Annotated in this window: 20 protein-coding genes; 12 read left to right on the top strand and 8 right to left on the bottom strand. The window is 73.3% G+C overall.

What is annotated here, in order from left to right:
* Together FB047_RS14470 and FB047_RS14475 are read left to right on the top strand one after the other, a co-directional pair.
* Nucleotides 1-645 carry a CE1759 family FMN reductase gene (locus FB047_RS14470; protein WP_136587967.1) on the top strand — a complete coding sequence of 215 codons (645 nt, stop codon included), beginning with the start codon at nucleotides 1-3 and terminating at the stop codon, nucleotides 643-645.
* A 663-nt stretch (nucleotides 646-1,308) separates the two neighbouring features.
* Nucleotides 1,309-1,911 carry a class I SAM-dependent methyltransferase gene (locus tag FB047_RS14475; protein ID WP_136587911.1) on the top strand — a complete coding sequence of 201 codons (603 nt, stop codon included), beginning with the start codon at nucleotides 1,309-1,311 and terminating at the stop codon, nucleotides 1,909-1,911.
* A 439-nt stretch (nucleotides 1,912-2,350) separates the two neighbouring features.
* Here FB047_RS14475 and FB047_RS14480 read toward each other — a convergent pair whose 3' ends face one another.
* On the bottom strand, nucleotides 2,351-3,133 hold the full coding sequence (locus tag FB047_RS14480) for a DNA/RNA non-specific endonuclease (protein ID WP_167494257.1): 783 nt from the start codon (nucleotides 3,131-3,133) through the stop codon (nucleotides 2,351-2,353).
* 46 nt (nucleotides 3,134-3,179) lie between these two features.
* On the opposite strand from FB047_RS14480, the gene FB047_RS14485 reads away from it, so the two are divergent.
* Nucleotides 3,180-3,941, top strand: coding sequence for a fructosamine kinase family protein (locus FB047_RS14485; protein WP_136587913.1), 762 nt, complete (start codon nucleotides 3,180-3,182; stop codon nucleotides 3,939-3,941).
* Nucleotides 3,942-4,130: 189 nt separating this feature from the next.
* Here FB047_RS14485 and FB047_RS14490 read toward each other — a convergent pair whose 3' ends face one another.
* The gene (locus tag FB047_RS14490) at nucleotides 4,131-4,742 is read right to left on the bottom strand and encodes a DedA family protein (RefSeq protein WP_136587914.1); all 612 of its coding nucleotides are present in this window, start codon (nucleotides 4,740-4,742) and stop codon (nucleotides 4,131-4,133) included.
* 133 nt (nucleotides 4,743-4,875) lie between these two features.
* On the opposite strand from FB047_RS14490, the gene FB047_RS14495 reads away from it, so the two are divergent.
* Nucleotides 4,876-6,840 carry a glycosyltransferase gene (locus tag FB047_RS14495; RefSeq protein ID WP_136587915.1) on the top strand — a complete coding sequence of 655 codons (1,965 nt, stop codon included), beginning with the start codon at nucleotides 4,876-4,878 and terminating at the stop codon, nucleotides 6,838-6,840.
* Nucleotides 6,841-6,919: 79 nt separating this feature from the next.
* On the opposite strand, the gene FB047_RS17270 is transcribed toward FB047_RS14495, so the two are convergent.
* Nucleotides 6,920-8,290, bottom strand: a complete 1,371-nt coding sequence (locus FB047_RS17270) for an aggregation-promoting factor C-terminal-like domain-containing protein (protein WP_240752832.1) — start codon at nucleotides 8,288-8,290, stop codon at nucleotides 6,920-6,922.
* A gap of 305 nt (nucleotides 8,291-8,595) precedes the next feature.
* On the opposite strand from FB047_RS17270, the gene FB047_RS14515 reads away from it, so the two are divergent.
* The 5 genes from FB047_RS14515 (at nucleotide 8,596) to FB047_RS14535 (ending at nucleotide 14,178) form a co-directional block, all read left to right on the top strand.
* A complete protein-coding gene (locus FB047_RS14515) occupies nucleotides 8,596-10,893 on the top strand; it encodes a polyribonucleotide nucleotidyltransferase (RefSeq protein ID WP_136587917.1) in 2,298 nt (765 codons plus the stop codon).
* Nucleotides 10,894-11,133: 240 nt separating this feature from the next.
* Entirely contained in the window at nucleotides 11,134-12,159 is a 1,026-nt protein-coding gene (locus FB047_RS14520) for an aldo/keto reductase (RefSeq protein ID WP_136587918.1), read from the top strand.
* A gap of 78 nt (nucleotides 12,160-12,237) precedes the next feature.
* Nucleotides 12,238-12,840 carry a histidine phosphatase family protein gene (locus FB047_RS14525; protein WP_136587919.1) on the top strand — a complete coding sequence of 201 codons (603 nt, stop codon included), beginning with the start codon at nucleotides 12,238-12,240 and terminating at the stop codon, nucleotides 12,838-12,840.
* Between the two features lie 76 nt (nucleotides 12,841-12,916).
* The gene (gene dapB, locus FB047_RS14530) at nucleotides 12,917-13,729 is read left to right on the top strand and encodes a 4-hydroxy-tetrahydrodipicolinate reductase (protein WP_136587920.1); all 813 of its coding nucleotides are present in this window, start codon (nucleotides 12,917-12,919) and stop codon (nucleotides 13,727-13,729) included.
* Nucleotides 13,726-14,178 (top strand): hypothetical protein, encoded by a 453-nt coding sequence (locus tag FB047_RS14535; RefSeq protein ID WP_136587921.1) that lies wholly within the window; start codon nucleotides 13,726-13,728, stop codon nucleotides 14,176-14,178. Before dapB ends, FB047_RS14535 begins: the two co-directional genes overlap by 4 nt.
* Before the next feature lie 25 nt (nucleotides 14,179-14,203).
* Here the strand turns inward: FB047_RS14535 and FB047_RS14540 are convergent, their stop codons facing one another.
* The 4 genes from FB047_RS14540 to FB047_RS14555 form a co-directional block, all read right to left on the bottom strand.
* Nucleotides 14,204-15,118, bottom strand: coding sequence for a TIGR01777 family oxidoreductase (locus tag FB047_RS14540; RefSeq protein WP_136587922.1), 915 nt, complete (start codon nucleotides 15,116-15,118; stop codon nucleotides 14,204-14,206).
* Nucleotides 15,111-15,536, bottom strand: a complete 426-nt coding sequence (locus FB047_RS14545; RefSeq protein WP_136587923.1) for an OsmC family peroxiredoxin — start codon at nucleotides 15,534-15,536, stop codon at nucleotides 15,111-15,113. The genes FB047_RS14540 and FB047_RS14545 overlap by 8 nt, the downstream gene beginning before the upstream one ends.
* 109 nt (nucleotides 15,537-15,645) lie before the next feature.
* Nucleotides 15,646-16,176, bottom strand: coding sequence for a DUF4395 domain-containing protein (locus FB047_RS14550; protein ID WP_136587924.1), 531 nt, complete (start codon nucleotides 16,174-16,176; stop codon nucleotides 15,646-15,648).
* Nucleotides 16,169-16,606, bottom strand: coding sequence for a TlpA family protein disulfide reductase (locus FB047_RS14555; RefSeq protein WP_136587925.1), 438 nt, complete (start codon nucleotides 16,604-16,606; stop codon nucleotides 16,169-16,171). Before FB047_RS14555 ends, FB047_RS14550 begins: the two co-directional genes overlap by 8 nt.
* A 186-nt stretch (nucleotides 16,607-16,792) precedes the next feature.
* Between FB047_RS14555 and FB047_RS14560 the strand changes: the two genes are divergently transcribed.
* The 3 genes from FB047_RS14560 to FB047_RS14570 are packed head-to-tail and all read left to right on the top strand — an operon-like array spanning nucleotide 16,793 to nucleotide 18,853.
* Nucleotides 16,793-17,602, top strand: a complete 810-nt coding sequence (locus tag FB047_RS14560; protein WP_136587926.1) for a thymidylate synthase — start codon at nucleotides 16,793-16,795, stop codon at nucleotides 17,600-17,602.
* Entirely contained in the window at nucleotides 17,599-18,096 is a 498-nt protein-coding gene (locus FB047_RS14565) for a dihydrofolate reductase (RefSeq protein WP_136587927.1), read from the top strand. Before FB047_RS14560 ends, FB047_RS14565 begins: the two co-directional genes overlap by 4 nt.
* A gap of 1 nt (nucleotide 18,097) precedes the next feature.
* Nucleotides 18,098-18,853: an SDR family NAD(P)-dependent oxidoreductase gene (locus FB047_RS14570; protein ID WP_136587928.1), complete on the top strand. Its 756-nt coding sequence runs from the start codon at nucleotides 18,098-18,100 to the stop codon at nucleotides 18,851-18,853.
* A gap of 43 nt (nucleotides 18,854-18,896) precedes the next feature.
* On the opposite strand, the gene FB047_RS14575 is transcribed toward FB047_RS14570, so the two are convergent.
* Nucleotides 18,897-19,433 carry an NUDIX domain-containing protein gene (locus FB047_RS14575; protein WP_136587929.1) on the bottom strand — a complete coding sequence of 179 codons (537 nt, stop codon included), beginning with the start codon at nucleotides 19,431-19,433 and terminating at the stop codon, nucleotides 18,897-18,899.
* Nucleotides 19,434-19,527 lie beyond the last annotated feature (94 nt).

The raw sequence follows: 19,527 nt of genomic DNA on the forward strand, positions 1-19,527 counted from the left end.
ATGGCCGCCCGCCGCATCGCGGTCGTGACCGCGGGCCTGTCGACACCCTCGTCGACGCGCATGCTCGGCGACCGTCTCGCTCACGCCGCGCTCGCCGAGCTGCGCGAGCGCGGCATCGAGGCCACGGCCGACGTGTTCGAGCTCCGCGACTTCGCACACGACCTGACCGATAACCTGCTCACCGGCTTCGCTCCCGCGGCTCTCGAGCAGATGATCAACACGGTCGTCTCGGCCGACGGCATCATCGCTGTCACGCCGATCTTCTCCACGAGCTACTCGGGACTGTTCAAGTCGTTCATCGACGTGCTCGACCCGCAGGCGCTCACGGGTACCCCGGTGCTGATCGGCGCGAACGCCGGCACCGCCCGGCACTCGCTCGCGATCGACTACGCCATCCGGCCCCTGTTCACCTACCTGCACGCCAACCCGGTGCCGACGGGCGTGTTCGCGGCATCCAGCGACTGGGGTGCCAACGCCGACGAGGTCGCCCCCCTCGGTTCGCGCGTCGACCGCGGCGCCCGGGAGTTCGCGGATGCCATCGCGGCCCGCGAACCCGTGCAGGACGCCGATCCGTTCGACCCTTCGTCGTACCTCGGCGAGGGCCGGTCGTTCGGTCACCTGCTCGGCGGCCTCTCGGGGGAGTGAGCCCGATCCGACGCCCCGTCGCCCGTGTGGGCGGCGGGGCGTCGTCGTTGTAGGGGCGGAGGAGTGTGTGGGGTTCGGGATTCGCGCGGTTTTCGGGGTTTCGGGCTGAGATTGTGCGGATCGCGGAGGTTGTGCGCGAGCGGGGCGCGGAGGGCAGGATGCCGGCGCGGGTGGGCGCAAGCTCAGTGATCTGCATAACCTCCGGGGGTTCTCGGGGTTGCGGGCTGAGGTTGTGCGGATCGCGGAGGTTGTGCGCGAGCGGGGCGCAGAGGGCAGGATGCCGGCGCGGGGGGGCCCAAGCTCAGTGATCTGCGTAACCTCCGTGGGGTTTCGGGGTTGCGGGCTGAGGTTGTGCGGATCGCGGAGGTTGTGCGCGAGCGGGGCGCAGAGGGCAGGATGCCGGCCCGGGGGGCCCAAGCTCAGTGATCTGCGTAACCTCCGTGGGGTTTCGGGGTTGCGGGCTGAGGTTGTGCGGATCGCGGAGGTTGTGCGCAAGCGGGGGCGCGTGCGCGGGCGCCGGCGTGAGGGCGCAAGCTCAGTGATCTGCATAACCTCCGGGGGTTCTCGGGGTTGCGGGCTGAGGTTGTGCGGATCACGGAGGTTGTGCGCGGGCGACGAAGCGGCGGGCCGATCTAGGGTGGGGGCGAGCAGAAGGAGTCCGGAATGGATGCCACGCAGTGGGACGAGCGATACCGCGCCTCGGCCGGAGGGGTGTGGGCCACGCAGCCGCCCGCGGTCGTGCGGGAGATCGTCTCCCCCCTCGCGCCGGGACGGGCGATCGACGTCGCCACCGGTGACGGACGCACCGCGCTCTGGCTCGCCGAGCGGGGATGGTCCGCGGTTGGCGTGGACTTCTCGAGCGCGGGTCTCGCGCTGGCCGCGGCGCGCCCCGGCGGCGACGCCGTCGCGTGGGTCGAGGGCGATGTGCACGAGTGGGAGCCGGCGGCATCCGCCGATCTCGTCGTCTCGTGCTACCTGCACCTGCCCGACAGTGCGACCGTGATCACGCGGATCGCGCGATGGGTGGCACCCGGGGGCACGCTGGTGGTCGTCGGTCATGACGTGCAGAACATCGCGGCCGGAGGTCACGGGCCCACCGACCCGGCGATCCTCTACACGCCCGAACTGCTGAGGGGGGCCCTGGACGAGGGGTTCCGCATCGAGAGGTGCGAACGGGTCGTGCGCACGAGTGCCGACGCCGAACTGCGCGACGGCCACCCCGCCGCGGCGGTGGACACCGTGCTGCACGCGGTGCGCGTGAGCTGACGCACGCATCGCGCGGCCGTCGGCTCAGGCTGCCTCGGGGTCGCCCCTGGACGCGCACGTGCGGGGAGGGCTCGGTCATGCCCGTCGAGGCCCCACGCCCGGCCCCGGCGACCCGGCCCGTGTGCCCGACGCCCGCGACCCGGCCGTACGCCGGCCCCCGGCCCCGGGCCTCCGCTGCCGCGACACGGCCCGTGTGCCCGGCGCCCGGCACACGGGCGCGCGCCCGCCACCCGGCCCGGCCCCCGGCCCGTGCGCCAGGCCCCCGCGACCTGGCCCGGCCCCGGGCCCCCGCTCCCGCGACACGGCCCGTGTGCCCGGCGCCGGCCGCCCGGCCCGTGCGCCCGGCTCCCGCCACCCGGCCCGCGCGCCCGGCGCACCCGGCCCGCGCGCCCGGCGCACCCGGCCCGCGCGCCCGGCCTGACACACGCGCCCCCGCCCCTCAGAGCACGATGTCGTCGCGACGGCGCAGCTCGCGGGCGGTGGCGGGGCGCAGCCCGCGGCGCACGAACGTGTCGGCGGCGGCGAGCGGACCCACTTCGACGCCCGCCTCGGCGGCGATCTCGGCGATCGGCATCTGAAAGGTGCGGAACGCCCCGAGCGGACCCACGACGAGACCCTGGCGCGTGTCGACGAGGTCGCTCTGATCGAGCACGAACCCGGCCGCCGCGAGCGCGTCGCCGTCGCGCCACGCGGCGATCTTCCAGAAGCGAAGGGGCACCCGGATGCCGCGGTACGGGGGATCGTCGTCGCCGAGCACGGGCGCCGTGAAGACGGCGAGTCGCCGATCGGTGCTCTCGGCGTAGGTCAGCACGTGGTCTTCGAGCCCGAGCCAGAGCTCTTTCGACTGGTTGAACCCCGCGGCCTGCGGGGCCGCGTTCGTGTAGAAGAAGGTGGCCTCGGTGGCATCCTGCGCCTGCGCGGGCGTGCCCCAACCGGGGTCGCGCCGGCGCACGAGATGCCCGCGATCGAGATCGTTGCGGCTGTACACCTCGGGTCCCGCCTGCGCGTCGGCGGTCACCCGCGGGTCGAGGCGCCACTCGCCGGTGCGGGGGAGGTCGCGCAGCGTCGCCCCGTCGATCACCACCCCGGTGACCGCCGCGAAACGGCGTCGCTCGTCGAGCAGCACCGAGAAGCGGGGGTAGTCGAGGCGCGTCATGGCTCGCGCGGGGGAGGGGAGGGGCAGGGGGATGCCGAGGAAGTCCGGGTCGTAACCGTCGCTCATGCCCCCATCGTGCCCGGGGCCTCCGACATCGCGACAGACTGGGCCGATGGAACAGCACGTGAAGAGCAGGTCCGACGCGCCCGCGGGGTTCTTCGCCGCGGAGGCCGCGGGGCTGCGCTGGCTGGCCGCAGCCGACGGCGTGCGCATCGTCCGCGTCGTCGACGCCGGGGAGGAGCGCATCGTCCTCGAGCGCGTCGTCGAGACCGGGCCGACCCCCGAGGCCGCGGAGGCGTTCGGTGCCGCGCTCGCCGCGACCCACGACGCCGGCGCCCCGGCCTTCGGCTCCCCGCCGCCCGGGTGGGAGGGCGACATCTTCATCGGTCGTCGCTCGCAGCCCGCGCGCGCCACCGTCACGTGGGGCGCGTTCTACGCCGCGCAGCGCGTCGAGCCGTTCCTCCCCGTCGCTCTCGCGGCGGGCTCGCTCTCGGCATCCGGGGCGGAGGTGGTCGCCCGCGCCTGCGCGCTGATCGCCGCGGGGGCCTTCGACGACGACGAGCCTCCCGCGCGCCTGCACGGCGACCTGTGGACCGGGAACGTGCTGTGGGCCTCCGATGGCGCGGTGCTCATCGACCCGGCCGCGCACGGCGGCCACCGCGAGACCGACCTCGCGATGCTCGCCCTCTTCGGCTGTCCCTTCCTCGATCGCGTCGTCGCGGGGTACGACCGCGCCCATCCGCTGCGCGCGGGCTGGCGCGACCGCCTGCCCGTGCACCAGTTGCACCCGCTCGCCGTGCACGCCGCGGGCCACGGGCCGTCGTACGGCCGCGCCCTCGTGGACGCCGCCGAACGGACGCTCGCGCTGGTCTGAGGCGCCGGCGTCGCGGCCTCCGGGGCTCAGGGGAGTGGTGGCTGCTCGCGGGATCCCGGGGTGGTGGATGCGAGGACGTGGGGTTCTGCGCTCGCGCCGGCGTGAGGCGCCGGGGGAGCGGCATCCGGGGCTCGGGGATGCCGCGGCTGCTCGCCGGACTCCGGGCAGGGATGCGAGGATGCGCCCGCGTCAGCCCTGCGCCGCCGCCCGCCGCTTCGCCCGACGCGCCAGCACGAGGTCGATGCCGACGCCGATCCCCACGGCGACGAGGATCGACACGACCACCGCCACCACCGGACCTCCCGGCACGAGCGCGGCCACGACCGCGCCGATCACCGCCTGATACGCGGCCCAGGCCAGCGCGGCCAGGGCGGCGACGCCGAGGTACCGGCCGGGATTCACCCGCGCGGCACCCGCCGCGAGGTTCACCGCGAGCCGCGCGAACGGCACGAAGCGCGCGGTGAACAACACGACCGCGGCATTGCGCTCGAGACGCCGACGCGCCCACTCCAGGGCCGCCGACACCCGCGGCCCGCGCATCCAGGCCCAGCGCTCCACGCCCACGGCGCGTCCGACGAGGTAGCAGCCCAGGTCTCCCGCGAAGGCCGCCGCCCCCGCGACGAGGATCACCGCGGCGAGCGAGGGCGTCCCGTGCGCCACGGCCAGAGCGCCGAACGCCGTCACGGCCGCTTCGCCCGGGACGACGACGAGGAACGCGTCGGCGAACACCAGCACCGCCATCGCGGGGAGAGCCCACGGGCTCGCCGCGATCGCCTGCAGCCAGGCGTCGACACCGTCCATCCCGTCACTCTCCGCCGCCGATCGAGACGCCCCGCCCACGGGCCGGTGACCGCCCGCGGAGCATCCGGTGAACATCGCGAACGTCCGGCCCCTGCGCGCCCCGCGGCGGGCGCGGAGGTCGCACCCTGGAGGCGTGAGAGTCGCGCTGCTGGCCGAGTCCTTCCTCCCGCACATGAACGGGGTCACCGGTTCCGTTCTGCACGTCCTGCGCCATCTCGCCGAGATGGGGCACGAGACCCTGGTGATCGCCCCCAAGGCGGGCGATGTCACCGCCGATCTGCACGGCGCGCGCACCGAGCTGCTGCGCTCGGTGCCCCTTCCCTCGTACCCCGAGGTCCGCGTCGTGTTCGCGCGCGCCGCCCGCCTGGGCGCGCTGCTGCGCGACTTCGACCCCGACGTCGTGCACCTGGCATCCCCGTTCGTGCTCGGATGGCAGGGGCTCGCCGCCGCCGACGCCCTGAAGATCCCCTCGGTCGCGGTGTATCAGACCGACGTCGTGGCGTACTCGCAGAAGTACGGCCTGCCCCACGCCACCGCCCTCGTCGCCGCGCACGTCGCGCGCCTGCACCGCCGCGCGACGCTGACCCTCGCTCCCTCGTCGGCGTCGACCGGGCAGCTCGAGGGCCTGGGCGTCGACCGCATCCGCCGGTGGGGACGGGGAGTGGATGCCGTGCGCTTCGCCCCCGCGCACCGCGACGAGGCGTGGCGCGCCGAGGTGGCGCCGGAGGGCCAGCGCATCGTCGGATACGTCGGCCGGCTCGCCCCCGAGAAGCAGGTCGACGATCTGCGCGCGCTCGCGGGTCTGCCCGGCACGCGGCTGGTCATCGTGGGCGACGGACCCTCGCGCGCCGCGCTCGAGAGGGCGATCCCGGATGCCGTCTTCACCGGCCACCTGTCCGGAGCGGCCCTGTCGTCGGTCATGGCGGGCTTCGACGTGTTCGTGCACCCGGGTGAGAGCGAGACTTTCGGGCAGACCATCCAGGAGGCTCTCGCGAGCGGGGTGCCGGTGGTCGCCACGGGCGTCGGCGGGCCCCTCGACCTCGTGCGTTCGAGCGTCGACGGCTGGCTCTACCGGCCCGGCGACCTCGACGACCTCCGTGCGCGCGTGTCCGACCTCGTGGGCGACGACGCGAAGCGGCGGGCGTTCGCGCGGGCCGCCCGCGACGCGGTGCAGGGGCGCACGTGGGAGGCGCTGACGCGCGACCTCGTCGGACACTACGCGGATGCCGTGGCCCTGCGCCGCATCGACGACGGCCTGCTGCTGCGCGGCGGACCGCGCCCGGCCGCACCCGAGGCGACGCGCACGCGGGGGCGGTGGAGCCGGTTCGTCGCTCTCGGCGACTCGCTGACGGAGGGGCTCTGCGACCGGTCGCGCATGCCGTCGGGGCAGTTCCGCGGCTGGGCGGACCGTCTCGCGGAGCTGCTCGCGCACACGAGCGACGAGGGGCCGTTCCGCTACGCCAATCTCGCGGTGCGCAGTCGGCGGGTGCGGCACCTCATCGACGAGCAGATCCCCGCGGCCCTCGCCCTGCGTCCCGACCTCGTGTCGATCCTCATCGGCGCGAACCACCTGGTGGGTCCCGCTCCGGTGCTGCCCGCGCTCGTGGCCGAGGTCGAGTCGGCCGTGCGGGCCGTGCGTCGCACGGGAGCCGACGTGCTGCTCGTGACGACCTTCCTCCCGCGGCGCCCCGCGGCGCGCATCTTCGCCCGCCGTTTCGCCGCCTACAACGTGCACCTGCGCCGCATCGCCGCCGAGCAGGGGGCGATCCTGCTCGACCTCGAGGCGGTCGCCGAGATCGGCGAGCTGCCCCTGTGGGCCGACGATCTGGTGCACCTTCGCTCCTCGGGACACCGCCTGGTCGCCTACCGGGCGGCCGAGGCTCTCGGCGTCCCCGATGCCCGCGCCCTGCTCGGTCTCGACGAGGCGCTGCACGCCGACGACGACGCCCCGCGGGGCGGGTGGCTCACGCGCGACGCCCTGCCGTGGGTCTGGCGCCGCGTGCGCGGACGCACCGCCGGAGACGGCATCCACGCGAAGCACGAGGGCTACGTCGACCTGCCCACCCGTGGCGATCGGGAGCGCACGCGCACCGCCTGATCCGCCGGGGAACTCGTGCCCGGCGCGGCGTCCTCACGAGCAGGAGCGTGGTCGGGTCGCACGGCTCAGGGCCTCGCGGTCAGTACCAGCCGGTCTGCTCCGAGTGCGCCCACGCGCCGCATGGGCTGCCGTAACGCGCGCTGATGTACGACAGTCCCCACGAGATCTGCGTCGCGGCGTTGGTGCGCCAGTCCAGACCCGCGGATGCCATCTTCTCGCCCGGGAGCGCCTGCGGGATCCCGTAAGCGCCGCTCCACGGGTTCAGCGCGTCGGCGCGCCAGCCCGACTCGCGGTTCCACAGCGACACCAGGCACGAGAACTGGTCGTCGCCCCAGCCGTAGCCCCGGATCGCGCCGCGCGCGTGGTCGCGCGCCTCGCTCGGGCTCATGACGGGTCCGGCCGGCGCCGTGGACCCGCCTCCGCCGGAGCCGCCGCCGTTCGAGCCGCCGCCGGAACCGGACCCGCCGCCGTTCGAGCCTCCGCCGGAGCCGCCACCGTTCGAGCCGCCGCCGTTCGAGCCGCCGCCGGAGCCGCTGCCGCCGCCGGAACCGCCCCCGGACCCGGAGCCGCCGCCGGACCCGGACCCGCCGGAACCGCTTCCGCCGCCGGACCCGCCCGAGCCGCTCCCGCCGCCCGATCCGCCCGAGCCGCCGCCGGTGGAGCCGCCTGACCCCGATCCGCCCCCGGTCGCGCCCCCCTCGTCGGCGGCGTCGCGCGCCGCCTTCTCGCGTTCGCGCGCCGCGCGCTCCTCAGCGGCGGTCGTCTCCCGCAGGGCCGCGAGCCGGGCGTAGAGGTCGTCCAGACGCGCTTGCGCCGACGACACGGCCGCCGTCTCGGCATCCGCTTCGGCCGACGCCGTCGCGGCACTGGTCTGCGCCTCGGCCGACAGGCGCGTCGCCTCGTCGCGCGCGGTCTCCGCCTGGGCGCGCAGCGAGGTCGCCACATCCGCCGCGCTGCGGGCCTCGCCCGCCGTGCGCGCGCTGACCGCCGTGACGTGGTCGAGCAGACCGAGGCGCTGCAGCAGCGAGTCGGGGTCGGCCTCGGTCAGCAGCTGCGCGACGAGGGGACCGGCTCCGACCGTGCGGTAGAGGCGGGCGGCACTCGCCCCGGCCCGAGAGCTCGCCTGCGAAAGCGCGGCGTCGGCCGCGGCGCTCTGCCGCGTCAGCGTCTCGGCGCGCTCGGTCGTCGTGGCCGCGAGTTCGCGGGCGCGCTCGGCGGCCGCCGACGCATCCAGCGCGCGTCGTGATGCGGACGCCGCGGTCGCCTCCGCGGCATCCAGCTCCTGCTTCACGGCGGCGACAGCTGCCTCGTCGACGGCCGCGGGGCGCGGAACCGACGAGGAGGAAGTGAGGGGCGGCGCGGGTGTCGCCGAGGCGGGCAGCGGCGTGAAGACGGCGCCGAGCACCAGGCACGCGGTGAGCGTGTGACAGGTGAGACGCGTGAGACCCATGAGGTCACGCTAGAGCACGCAGGTGCGGCGCGACCACCCCGGCGGAGTCGACGCTGGTAGGGTGGTGCGCGAATGCCGTCTTGGCATCCGCTCAACTGCATATGAGCTCACGGAGCAGGCCGGCAGACGCTGGTCCCCTGTGGTGGACTCCCCGTCGGATCGCCGGGTGGTCGTCTACTGGTGGCCAGTCGCCGGGATTTCCGGGTCGATTCGTCGGCGCGCCCTTTCTGCCTGTTCCTGCTCCTTCGCATGTCAGCTCGTCGCCCACACGGGGCGGCGAGCCTAAACAAAGAAGGAGGGACCTCTTGGAAGGTCCAGAAATCACCGCCGCCGAGGCCGTTCTCGACAACGGCCGCTTCGGTACCCGCACGATCCGTTTCGAGACCGGACGCCTCGCCCAGCAGGCGCAGGGCGCCGTCGCCGCCTACCTCGACGAAGAGACGATGCTCCTGTCGGCCACCAGCGCCGGCAAGCACCCCCGTGAGGGCTTCGACTTCTTCCCGCTGACCGTCGACGTCGAAGAGCGCTCGTACGCCGCGGGCAAGATCCCCGGCTCGTTCTTCCGCCGCGAGGGTCGCCCCTCCACCGAGGCCATCCTCGTGTGCCGCCTCATCGACCGCCCGCTGCGCCCGTCGTTCGTCGACGGCCTGCGCAACGAGGTCCAGATCGTCGTCACCGTGCTCTCGATCGCCCCGGGCGAGTTCTACGACGCGCTCGCGATCAACGCCGCCTCGATGTCGACCCAGATCTCGGGCCTGCCGTTCTCGGGTCCCATCGCCGGTGTGCGCCTCGCGCTCATCCCCGGCCAGGGCGAGCACGCCGACCAGTGGGTCGCTTTCCCGACCGTCACGCAGCTCGAGGATGCCGTCTTCGACCTGATCGTCGCGGGCCGCGTGCTCGACGACGGCGACGTCGCCATCATGATGGTGGAGGCCGAGGCCACCGAGGGCAGCTGGAACATGATCAAGGGCGGTGCGACCAAGCCCAACGAGCAGGTCGTCGCCGAGGGCCTCGAGGCCGCCAAGCCGTTCCTGCGTCAGCTCGTCGACGCGCAGAACGAGGTCGCGCGCACCGCGGCCAAGGAGATCCAGCCCTACCCGGTCTTCCCCGCGTACAGCTCCGAGGTCTACGACTTCGTCGCCGGCCGCTCGTACGACGACCTCGTGGGCGTCTACCAGATCGCCGACAAGCAGGAGCGTCAGAACGCCGACGACGCCGTCAAGGACCGCGTCAAGGGCGAGCTCATCGCCGCCGTCGAGGCGGGCGAGCTGCCCGCGGGCGCGCCGCTGGAGTTCTCGGCCGCGTACAAGTCGGTCACCAAGAAGATCGTTCGCGGTCGCATCCTCAGCGACGGCGTCCGCATCGACGGCCGCGGTGTCGCCGACATCCGCCCGCTCGACGCCGAGGTGCAGGTCATCCCGCGCGTCCACGGCTCGGCGATCTTCCAGCGCGGCGAGACCCAGATCCTGGGTGTCACCACGCTGAACATGCTCAAGATGGAGCAGCAGATCGACTCGCTCTCGCCCATCACGAGCAAGCGCTACCTGCACCACTACAACTTCCCGCCCTACTCGACCGGTGAGACCGGCCGCGTGGGTTCGCCGAAGCGTCGCGAGATCGGCCACGGCTTCCTCGCCGAGCGCGCGCTCGTGCCGGTGCTGCCCAGCCGCGAGGAGTTCCCCTACGCGATCCGTCAGGTGTCCGAGGCACTCGGCTCCAACGGTTCGACGTCGATGGGCTCAGTCTGCGCTTCGACCCTGTCGCTGCTGAACGCGGGTGTGCCCCTTCGCGCTCCCGTCGCCGGTATCGCGATGGGTCTGGTCACCGACGAGGTCGACGGACAGACGCGCTACGCCGCGTTGACCGACATCCTCGGCGCCGAAGACGCGCTCGGCGACATGGACTTCAAGGTCGCCGGTACCTCCGAGTTCATCACCGCGATCCAGCTCGACACCAAGCTCGACGGCATCCCGTCGTCGGTGCTGGCCGCGGCCCTGACCCAGGCCAAGGAGGCTCGTCTGACAATCCTCAACGTCCTGAACGCCGCGATCGACGCGCCCGACGAGATGGCGCCCACCGCGCCTCGCGTCATCAGCGTGCAGATCCCGGTCGACAAGATCGGTGAGCTCATCGGCCCCAAGGGGAAGACGATCAACGCCATCCAGGACGAGACCGGCGCGCAGATCTCCATCGAGGAGGACGGCACCGTCTACATCGGCGCGACCGACGGCCCCTCGGCCGAGGCCGCCCGCGCCCAGGTCAACGCGATCGCCAACCCGACCAACCCCGAGGTGGGCGAGCAGTTCCTCGGAACCGTCGTCAAGATCGCGACCTTCGGTGCGTTCGTCTCGCTCCTCCCCGGCAAGGACGGCCTGCTGCACGTCAGCGAAGTCCGCAAGCTCGCCGGCGGCAAGCGCGTCGAGAACGTCGAGGACGTGCTCTCGGTCGGTCGTAAGATCCTCGTGCGCATCACGAAGATCGACGACCGCGGCAAGCTCTCGCTCGAGCCCGTGCTCGACGAGGAGGCCACCACGCCCGAGCCGGCCGACACGCAGAGCTCGGCCGCCGCGAGCGAGGGCCCCGAGGCTCCCGCCGAAGGCTGATCCCGCGATCACCGGATGCCCGTCCCGCACTGCACTGTGCGGGGCGGGCATTCGTCGTGTGACGGAAGTGAACAGAGGGGCCCGTGCGACGGCGCCGCGCGCAAGCGTTACGCAATGTTTATCGCCGAGCCGGGTGAAAATGCGGCCCCGTCCGGGCGAGCGAATACCGTTGAAGTACGTCGGGGGGCGAGGGGGTGCGGCATTTCCGCACCGGTTCCCGGCGCGAGAGGGGAGCCCACCATGAGCGGCTCGGGCGTCGACGAGACGGCCTCGCCGCGCCTGCGTCGGGATCGCGCCCCTCATCCGTCCGCCCCTATCACCCTGCAGGGCCCCGGTCTCGGTTCGCACGTGCGCGTCCCGCTCGGCGAGACGGGGTTCGAGGTGTTCCCCCTGTTCCTCGGCGGCGGCGAGTTCGGCTGGAACGTCGACGCCGCCGCCAGCCACGACATCCTCGACGCGTACGCCGAACTCGGCGGCAACGCGCTGCACACCGCCGACAGCTACGCCGCGGGACGCAGCGAGTACATCATCGGCGAGTGGATGCGCTCGCGGCGCATGCGCGACGACACTGTGCTGACGGTGCGCGTGGGCCGCCATCCCGACAACCCCGGGCTCGACTCCGTCAACCTCGTGCGGGCGGTCGAGGCGTCGCTGACGCGTCTGGGCACCGACCGCATCGACGTGCTCTCCCTCGACGCGGCGCGCGGCGACACGGCGATGCTCGAGGACACCCTCGCGACGAGCGAGTGGTTGGTCGAGGCCGGCAAGGTCCGCGCGATCGGCGCCCACGGCTACACCGCCGCGCAGCTCGTCGAGGCGCGCATCCTGTCGTCGGCCGGCTACCCGCGCATCACCGTGCTCGACGTGCCCTACAACGTGCTGCGCCGCTCCGAGTTCGACGGCGACGTGCGCCTGATCGCGTCGGCGCAGAACATGGCGGTGACCCCGTCGCATCCGCTCGCCCACGGCTTCCTCGCCGGAGAGACGCGCACGCGCGGGCAGTCGACGCAGTCCGTGCGCGGCTCGCAGGTCGCCGCTCACCTGAACCGCCGCGGGTCGCGCGTGCTCCGCGCGCTCGACGCCGTCGGCAGCGAGCTCGGCATCCCGGATGCCGCGGTGGCCGTCGCCTGGCTGCTCGCGCAGAAGATCGTCACCGCCCCCATCGTGAACGCCTTCGCCCCGCGCCACGTCGTCGAGTGCATGCGCGCCGTGGGGGTGCGTCTCAGTCGCGCCCAGCTCTCCGACATCGCACGCGCCGCCGAGTGACGACCGCCCCCGCCGACGTGTGACGTAGGCTGGAGGGACCGGCCGGGGGACGGCAGATCGACAACGGGGTGAGCTGACGTGACGCACTACATCTACCTGGTGCGCCACGGCGAACACCAGGATGCCGAGCACGGGCTCGCTGACGGACCCCTGTCTCCGCGCGGCCAGCGTCAGGCGGCGCTTCTCGCCGATCGGCTGTCGGGACTCCCGCTCGACGCGGTCTGGCACTCGCCCCTCGAGCGCGCGGCGCAGACCGCCCGCGCCGTGGCCGACCGGCTCCCCTCGGTCTCGCCGGAGTCGTCGGCGCTCCTGTTCGACTGCGTCCCGACGGGGATGACCCCAGAGACGCCCGCCGCGTACGAGCCTTTCTTCGGGGCGGTGACCGAGGCCGAGATCGATGCGGGTCGCGCCCAGATGGCCGATGCGACCGCGGAGTTTCTCGCCCGCAAGGCCGGCGAGGTGCACGAGCTGCTGATCACCCACAACTTCGTCATCTCGTGGTTCGTGCGCGAGGTGCTGCAGGCGCCCGAGTGGCGCTGGATGACCATCAACCAGGCCAACTGCGGGCTCACGGTCATCGCGCAGAAGAAGGGCCGCCCCTGGACGCTGCTGTCGCACAACGACCTGGCCCACCTGCCGGTCGAGCTGCGCACCGGGCTCGTCGACCCCCTTCCCGTCTGATCCCCGGATGCCGCCCGCGCGGCGCGTCTGTGGACGACGCCCGACCCGCGGGGGCGCCGCCGCCTAGGCTGGGGGCATGACCACACGCGTAGCCATCGTGGGCGGAACCGGAAAACTGGGCGGGGTGATCCGCGAGGTCGTCGAGGCCGAGGACGGGTACGAGGTCGCCGCCGTGCTCGGCTCGCAGTCCGACCTCGCCGAGCTCGACGGAGCCGACCTCGTCGTCGACGCCTCGACTCCCGCGGTGTCCATCGACGTGGTGCGGGCCGCGATCGATCGCGGCATCAACGTGCTCGTCGGCACGTCGGGCTGGTCGAATGAGCGCATCGCCCTCGTGCGCCCCCTGGCCGAGGCCGCGGGCACGGGCGTCGTGTTCATCCCCAACTTCTCGCTGGGGTCGGTGATCGGCAGCGCCCTCGCCGCCGCGGCCGCCCCGTTCTTCCCGTCGATCGAGATCGTCGAGGCGCACCGCGACACCAAGGTCGACTCGCCGAGCGGCACCGCCGTGCGCACGGCGGAGCTCATCGCGGCGGCCCGGGCCGAGGTCGGTCCGGTCGAGTCCCCCCACGTCGACCAGCGCGCGCGGGGTCAGCGCGTGGCATCCGTCCCCATCCACTCCCTGCGGCGTCCGGGCGTCATCGCCCGGCAGGAGACCGTGCTCTCGGGCGCGGGGGAGTCGCTCACCCTCGTGCACGACACGGTCGATCCGGCCACCGCCTACGCGCCCGGCATACGCATCGCCCTCGCGGCGGCGCGCGAGGCGCGCGGAGTGACGATCGGTCTCGACAGCTGCATCGACATCGGCGTGCGCACGCGGCCGGTCGAAGCCGGAGCGCCCGTCGCCGACGGCGACGTGTCGGGGCAGGTCGCGAGCGCCACCAGCGCATGAGGGTCCGCATCGCCGTCGCCGTCATGACGGTCCTGCTGCTGCTCTACGTCGTTCTGGCGGGTCAGCGCGCCCTCGTGCTGCTCTCCAGCGGAGAGACGGTCGGGGTCGTCATGGGCCTCGCGCTCATCGTCCTCCCGCTGCTGGCGCTCTGGGCCATCGGACGCGAGCTGTGGTTCGGGGTGCGCGCGCAGCAGATCGGCGAGCGACTCGACGCCGAGGGTGGTCTGCCCGACGAAGACCTCCCGGTGCGTCCCAGCGGCCGCATCGAACGCGCCGACGGTGACGCCCTCTTCCCGCGTTATCGCGCCGAGGTCGAAGCCGATCCCTCCGACTGGCGCGCCCGGTACCGGCTGGCGCTCGCGTACGACGCCGCGGGAGACCGTCGTCGGGCGCGCGAATCCGTTCGCACCGCGATCCGCCTCGAGGCGGCGGAACGGCGCGCGCGCTGACCCCGACCGTTCCGCCGCGGAGGGGTCAGGTCGCCGCGGGCACGGCGGCGGCGATCGCGTCCTCCACCGTGGAGTGGCGGAAGGCGAAGCCGCCGTCGCTGAGCACGGCGGGCCGCACGTCGGCGTCGGAGGTGAGGAGGGCCTCGGTGGCATCCGTTCCGAGCGCCAGCTTGACGCCCCAGATCGGCGCCCGCAGCACGTAGGGACGGTTCATGCGGCGCGCCAGGGCGAACCCGAGGTCGTTCGCGGTCGCCCGCGTCGGCCCGGTGAGGTTGACCGGTCCCTCGATGTCGGAGTCGATCACGTGACGGATGGCGCGCACCTCGTCGTCGAGCGAGATCCAGGGCCAGACCTGCGTTCCGCGTCCGATGGGACCCGAGATCCCGAGCTTGGTCAGCAGCAGCAGCGGCTTGAGCACGCCCTGCTCGTGCACGACCGGGGCCGTGCGCAGCAGGGCCACCCGGGCGTTCTCGCCCGCGTCACGCGCGGCGGACTCCCACTCCACGCAGATGTCGGCGAGAAGGCCCGTGCCGCGGCCCGAGGACTCGGTGAGCTCGACGCCCGGCTGCGAGCCGTAGAAGCCCGTCGCGCTCGCGTTCACGAGGGCGGGGGCGTCGCGCCCGAGGGCGCGGACGGCGGCGGCGAGCGTGCGCGTCGGGGTGACGCGCGACCACAGCAGCGTGCTCTTGTACGACGGCGTCCACGGGAACCTGCCGATCGACGCGCCGTTCAGGCACACCACGGCGTCGGCTCCGGCGATCACCTCGGGGTCGAGCGGGGTGGCGTCCTGCAGCCACTGCCGCTCGTGCGGCGCCGAGGGCGCGTGACGCACGAGTGAGACGACGTCGACGCCGTCGCCGCGGAGGGAGTCGATGAGGGCCGAGCCGATGAGGCCCGACGCGCCGGCGATGACGACGCGTCGGGCGGGAGTCTCAGCCAAGCGTGGCCTCGAGGGTGATGTCGATGCCCGCGAGCGCCTGCGACACCGGGCAGTTCGCCTTGGCGTCGGCGGCGATCTTCTGGAACGTCTCGTCGTCGAGACCGGGGACGACCGCGTTGACGTTCAGGTGGCTGCCCGAGATGCCGGTGCCCGGCTTGAAGGTGATGGATGCCGTGGTGTCGACCGAGGTGGGCGGGGTGCCGTTGTCGGCGAGGGCGTTCGACAGCGCCATGCTGAAGCACGCCGAGTGCGCTCCGGCGAGGAGCTCCTCGGGCGTGGTGACCGAGTCCGAGCCTTCGCTGCGGGCCTTCCAGTTGACGTCGAACGTGCCGATGCCCGAAGAGGTGAAGGTGACCTCACCCGATCCTTCGAACAGGCTGCCCTTCCAGGCGGTGGTGGCTTCGCTCGTGACGGCCATGGGGAACCTCCGTTAGTGTCGGCGCGGTCAGGGGCGACCGCGACGCGGCCAGCCTAACGAGGGGGTCCGACGTGGTGCGGGACTTGACAGCCCCGGCGCAGCGGATGCGTCAGGCGGCGGCGGGACCGCGACGCCCGATGACCCCGGCGCGCTGCAGGACGAGGTACAGCTGGCATCCGAGGCACAGTCCGAACACGGCGTTGAGGAAAGCGGCGACGAAGGCCATCGCGGCGGCGATCGGCAGCGCCCACGGCACGCCCGCGAGGTGCAGCACGAGACCGACCGCGGTGACGAACAGGCCGACTCCCTGCGCGAAGCGCGGAGGACGCGGGTCTTCGAAGTCGGTGGGCGCCGACAGGCGCGGCTGCACGACTCGCCGGTAGAGCACGCCCCAGGGGGCGGTCCGCGGAGACGCGACGCCCCACACGAACAGCAGGGCGATCACGAGCACGAGCAGGAAGCCGGGGTCGGCGAGCCGGTCGGTGAACGAGGCGGTCGCGAGGACCCACGCGCCGGTCGCGTCGTCGCGGCCCGTCGAGATCCCCACCAGGCTCAGCAAGGTCGCCACCAGCAGCAGCGCCGCGGTGACGGATGCCGCGAAGCGCGGGCCGCGGGCGTCGATGCGCGTGATGTCAGGCACGGGTGGTCTCCTTCTGCAGGGTGTCCAGCTCGAGTTCGACGACCGCGCGACCGGGGGTGCCGCCGAAGCGCGTGCGCACGACGCCGTGGCGGTCCAGGACGAGGGTCGTGGGGGTCTGGAGCACACGGAAGTGCTGAGCGATGTCGGGGCGGTGCGTGAGGTCCACGTCGAGGTGGCGCACGCCCTCGCGGGCGTCGGCGACCTCGGACAGCATCCGGTGCACGCCCGGACAGCGCGCGCACATCTCGGTGCTGAACTGCAGGAGGGTCGCCTCCTCGCCGAGGGAGTCGGCCCCGAGACGACGGGGGTCGACGATCTCGGCCGAATCGACCCCGCGGGCGCGGCCGTCGCGACGGCGCAGCAGCAGGCCCGCAGCCGTCGTCACGACGACGAGGGCCACGACGGCGATCACGGCGAAGGTCAGGTCCACGACAGGAAAGGCTAATGCGCGCGAGGGGAAGAGGGGCCGATGAGTCGCTGCATGACGGTGACGCCCAGTGATCTCACGGGCCGGACCCCGCGGCATCCGCGCGCGTCCCTCCTCCCCAGGCGCGGATGATCCACGGGTGGTGCCGGCCGCCCCCTCCGTCCGGGTGCCCCGGGTATCGTGAACCCCGTGACCGCCGAGATCCCGACGCCCTACGAAGACCTCCTCCGCGACGTGCTCGCCACGGGCGTGCACAAGTCCGACCGCACCGGCACCGGCACCACGAGTGTCTTCGGGCGGCAGATCCGCTTCGACCTCTCTGCGGGCTTCCCCCTCATCACCACCAAGCGCGTGCACCTGAAGTCGATCGTGTACGAACTGCTGTGGTTCCTGCGCGGCGAGTCGAACGTCGCGTGGCTCCAGCAGAACGGCGTCACCATCTGGGACGAGTGGGCCGACGCCGACGGCGAGCTCGGGCCCGTCTACGGCGTGCAGTGGCGGTCGTGGCCGACCGCCGACGGCGGCACGATCGACCAGATCACCCAGGTGATCGAGCAGATCCGTCGCGACCCCGACTCGCGTCGCCTCATCGTCTCGGCGTGGAACCCCGCCGACATCCCCGACATGGCGCTCGCGCCCTGTCACGCGCTCTTCCAGTTCTACGTCGCCGACGGCAAGCTCTCGTGCCAGCTGTACCAGCGCAGCGCCGACATGTTCCTCGGCGTGCCCTTCAACATCGCCTCGTACGCGCTGCTGACGCTCATGGTGGCCCAGCAGACGGGGCTCGAGCCCGGCGAGTTCGTCTGGACCGGCGGCGACTGCCACGTCTACGACAACCACCGCGAGCAGGTCGCCGAGCAGCTCTCGCGCGAGCCGTTCCCGTACCCGACGCTCCGCTTCGCGCGCACGCCGGAGTCGATCCTCGACTACACCTTCGACGACATCGTCGTGGAGGGCTACCAGCACCACCCCGCGATCCGCGCGGCCGTCGCGGTATGACCTCGGTCGGTCTCGTCTGGGCCGAGGCGCACGACGGCGTCATCGGGGCCGACGGGGGGATGCCGTGGCACGTCCCCGAAGACATGGCGCACTTCCGCGCGGTCACGGCCTCGCACGACGTCATCATGGGGCGGCGCACGTGGGAGTCGCTCCCGCCCCGATTCCGGCCCCTGCCGGGGCGGCGCAACATCGTGGTTTCGCGATCGACGGAGTGGGCGGCCGAGGGCGCCGATCGGGCCGCGTCCCTCGATGACGCCCTGCGGCTGGCCGCGGGCGACGAGGTCTGGATCATCGGGGGTGGGATGCTCTACGCCGAGGCCATCGGCATCGCCGACGTCCTCGAGGTCACGCGCCTCGACCTCGCCGTGGACGGCGACACGCGCGCCCCCTCGACCGACGGCTGGCGCCGGGTCTCGACCGACCCCGTCGAGGGCTGGCACACCTCGCGCAGCGGCATCCGCTACCGCTTCGAGACGTACCGGCGAGAGGGCTGACATGGCACGCACCGCGGTGATCACGGGGGCGAGCTCCGGCCTCGGGGCCGAATTCGCCCGACAGCTCGCCGCGCGCGGGGCCGACCTCGTGCTCGTCGCGCGAGACGAGGCCGCACTCGCCGCCGTCGCCGCCGAGATCGAGGAGCGGTACCCGGTCGCCGTCGAGGTGCTCCCGGCCGACCTTCTCGATCCCGGCGCGCTCGCGGCCGTCGAGGCGCGCCTGGCGGGTGGCGTCGACGTGCTCGTCAACAACGCCGGATTCGGCCTCGACCTCGCCTTCGAGCGCAACGACGTCGAGGCCGAGGTGCGCCACCTGCGCCTGCACGTCGAGGCGGCGATGCGGCTCGCGCACGCGGCCCTGCCGTCGATGCTCGCGCGGGGGAGCGGTCGCATCGTCAACGTCGCCTCGGTCGCGGGCTTCGTGCCGCGCGGAACCTACGGCGCCGCCAAGGGCTGGCTCATCTCCTTCAGCCGGTGGGCCAACGTCGCGTACCGCCCGCGCGGTGTGACCGTGACGGCGGTGTGCCCCGGCTTCGTCCACACGAATTTCCACGAGCGCCTCGGACTGCCGCCCGGCCAGGAGGGCGTCCCCGATCGCATGTGGCTCGACGCCGCGACGGTCGTGCGCGAGGGCCTCCGCGACGCCGCACGCGGACGTTCCGTCTCGGTTCCGTCGTGGCGCTACAAGGCCCTCGTCGCCGCCTCGCGCCTCCTGCCCGACGCGCTGGTCGTCCGCGCCGCCTCGCGCGGCCGCTGACGACCGCCGCGCGGCCCACGATCCCGGGAGCCGCTCGGGCCGCTCAGCGGAACCGGCCGAGCCGGATCCCGGCGAACGCGAGCGCGCCGATCGTCTCGCCGTCGGTGATGCCGCCGTCGGCGATAAGCGCGAGGGCGTCGGGGAACGGGATCCACCGCACCGCGTCGATCCCCTCCTCGTGCTGGGAGCGGGTGGCATCCGTGATCGACAGCCCACGGGCGAGGAAGACGTGCTCGGGGGCGTCGGCGATGCCGTTGAGGGCGTTCATGCGTCCCAGATCCTGCCACTCGGATGCCGTCACCCCGGCCTCCTCGAGCAGTTCGCGCTGCGCCGCGACGAGGGGGTCCTCGCCGTCCGAGCCTCCCGCGGGGATCTCCAGCGACCGGCCGGTCGTGTAGCGCTCGAGCTCGACGAAGCAGATGCACTCGTCGGCATCGAGAGCCACCACGAAGACCGCGGGATTCTGCATCCGCACGACGCCGTAGATGCCGTCCCCGTGCGGTCCGGTCACCTCGTCCTCGCGGACGTGGATCCAGGGGTTCTCGTACACGGTGCGCGTCGCGCGCGTCGTCCAGCTCACCTCGCCACCCTACGGCGCGGCCGTCGTCACGCATTGTTCACACCGAGACCGACGCGGGCCGGGGGAGGGGCCCGGTGAACCGATAACCTGGGAG

This window comes from Microbacterium hydrothermale, assembly GCF_004854025.1.
GTDB lineage: Bacteria > Actinomycetota > Actinomycetes > Actinomycetales > Microbacteriaceae > Microbacterium > Microbacterium hydrothermale.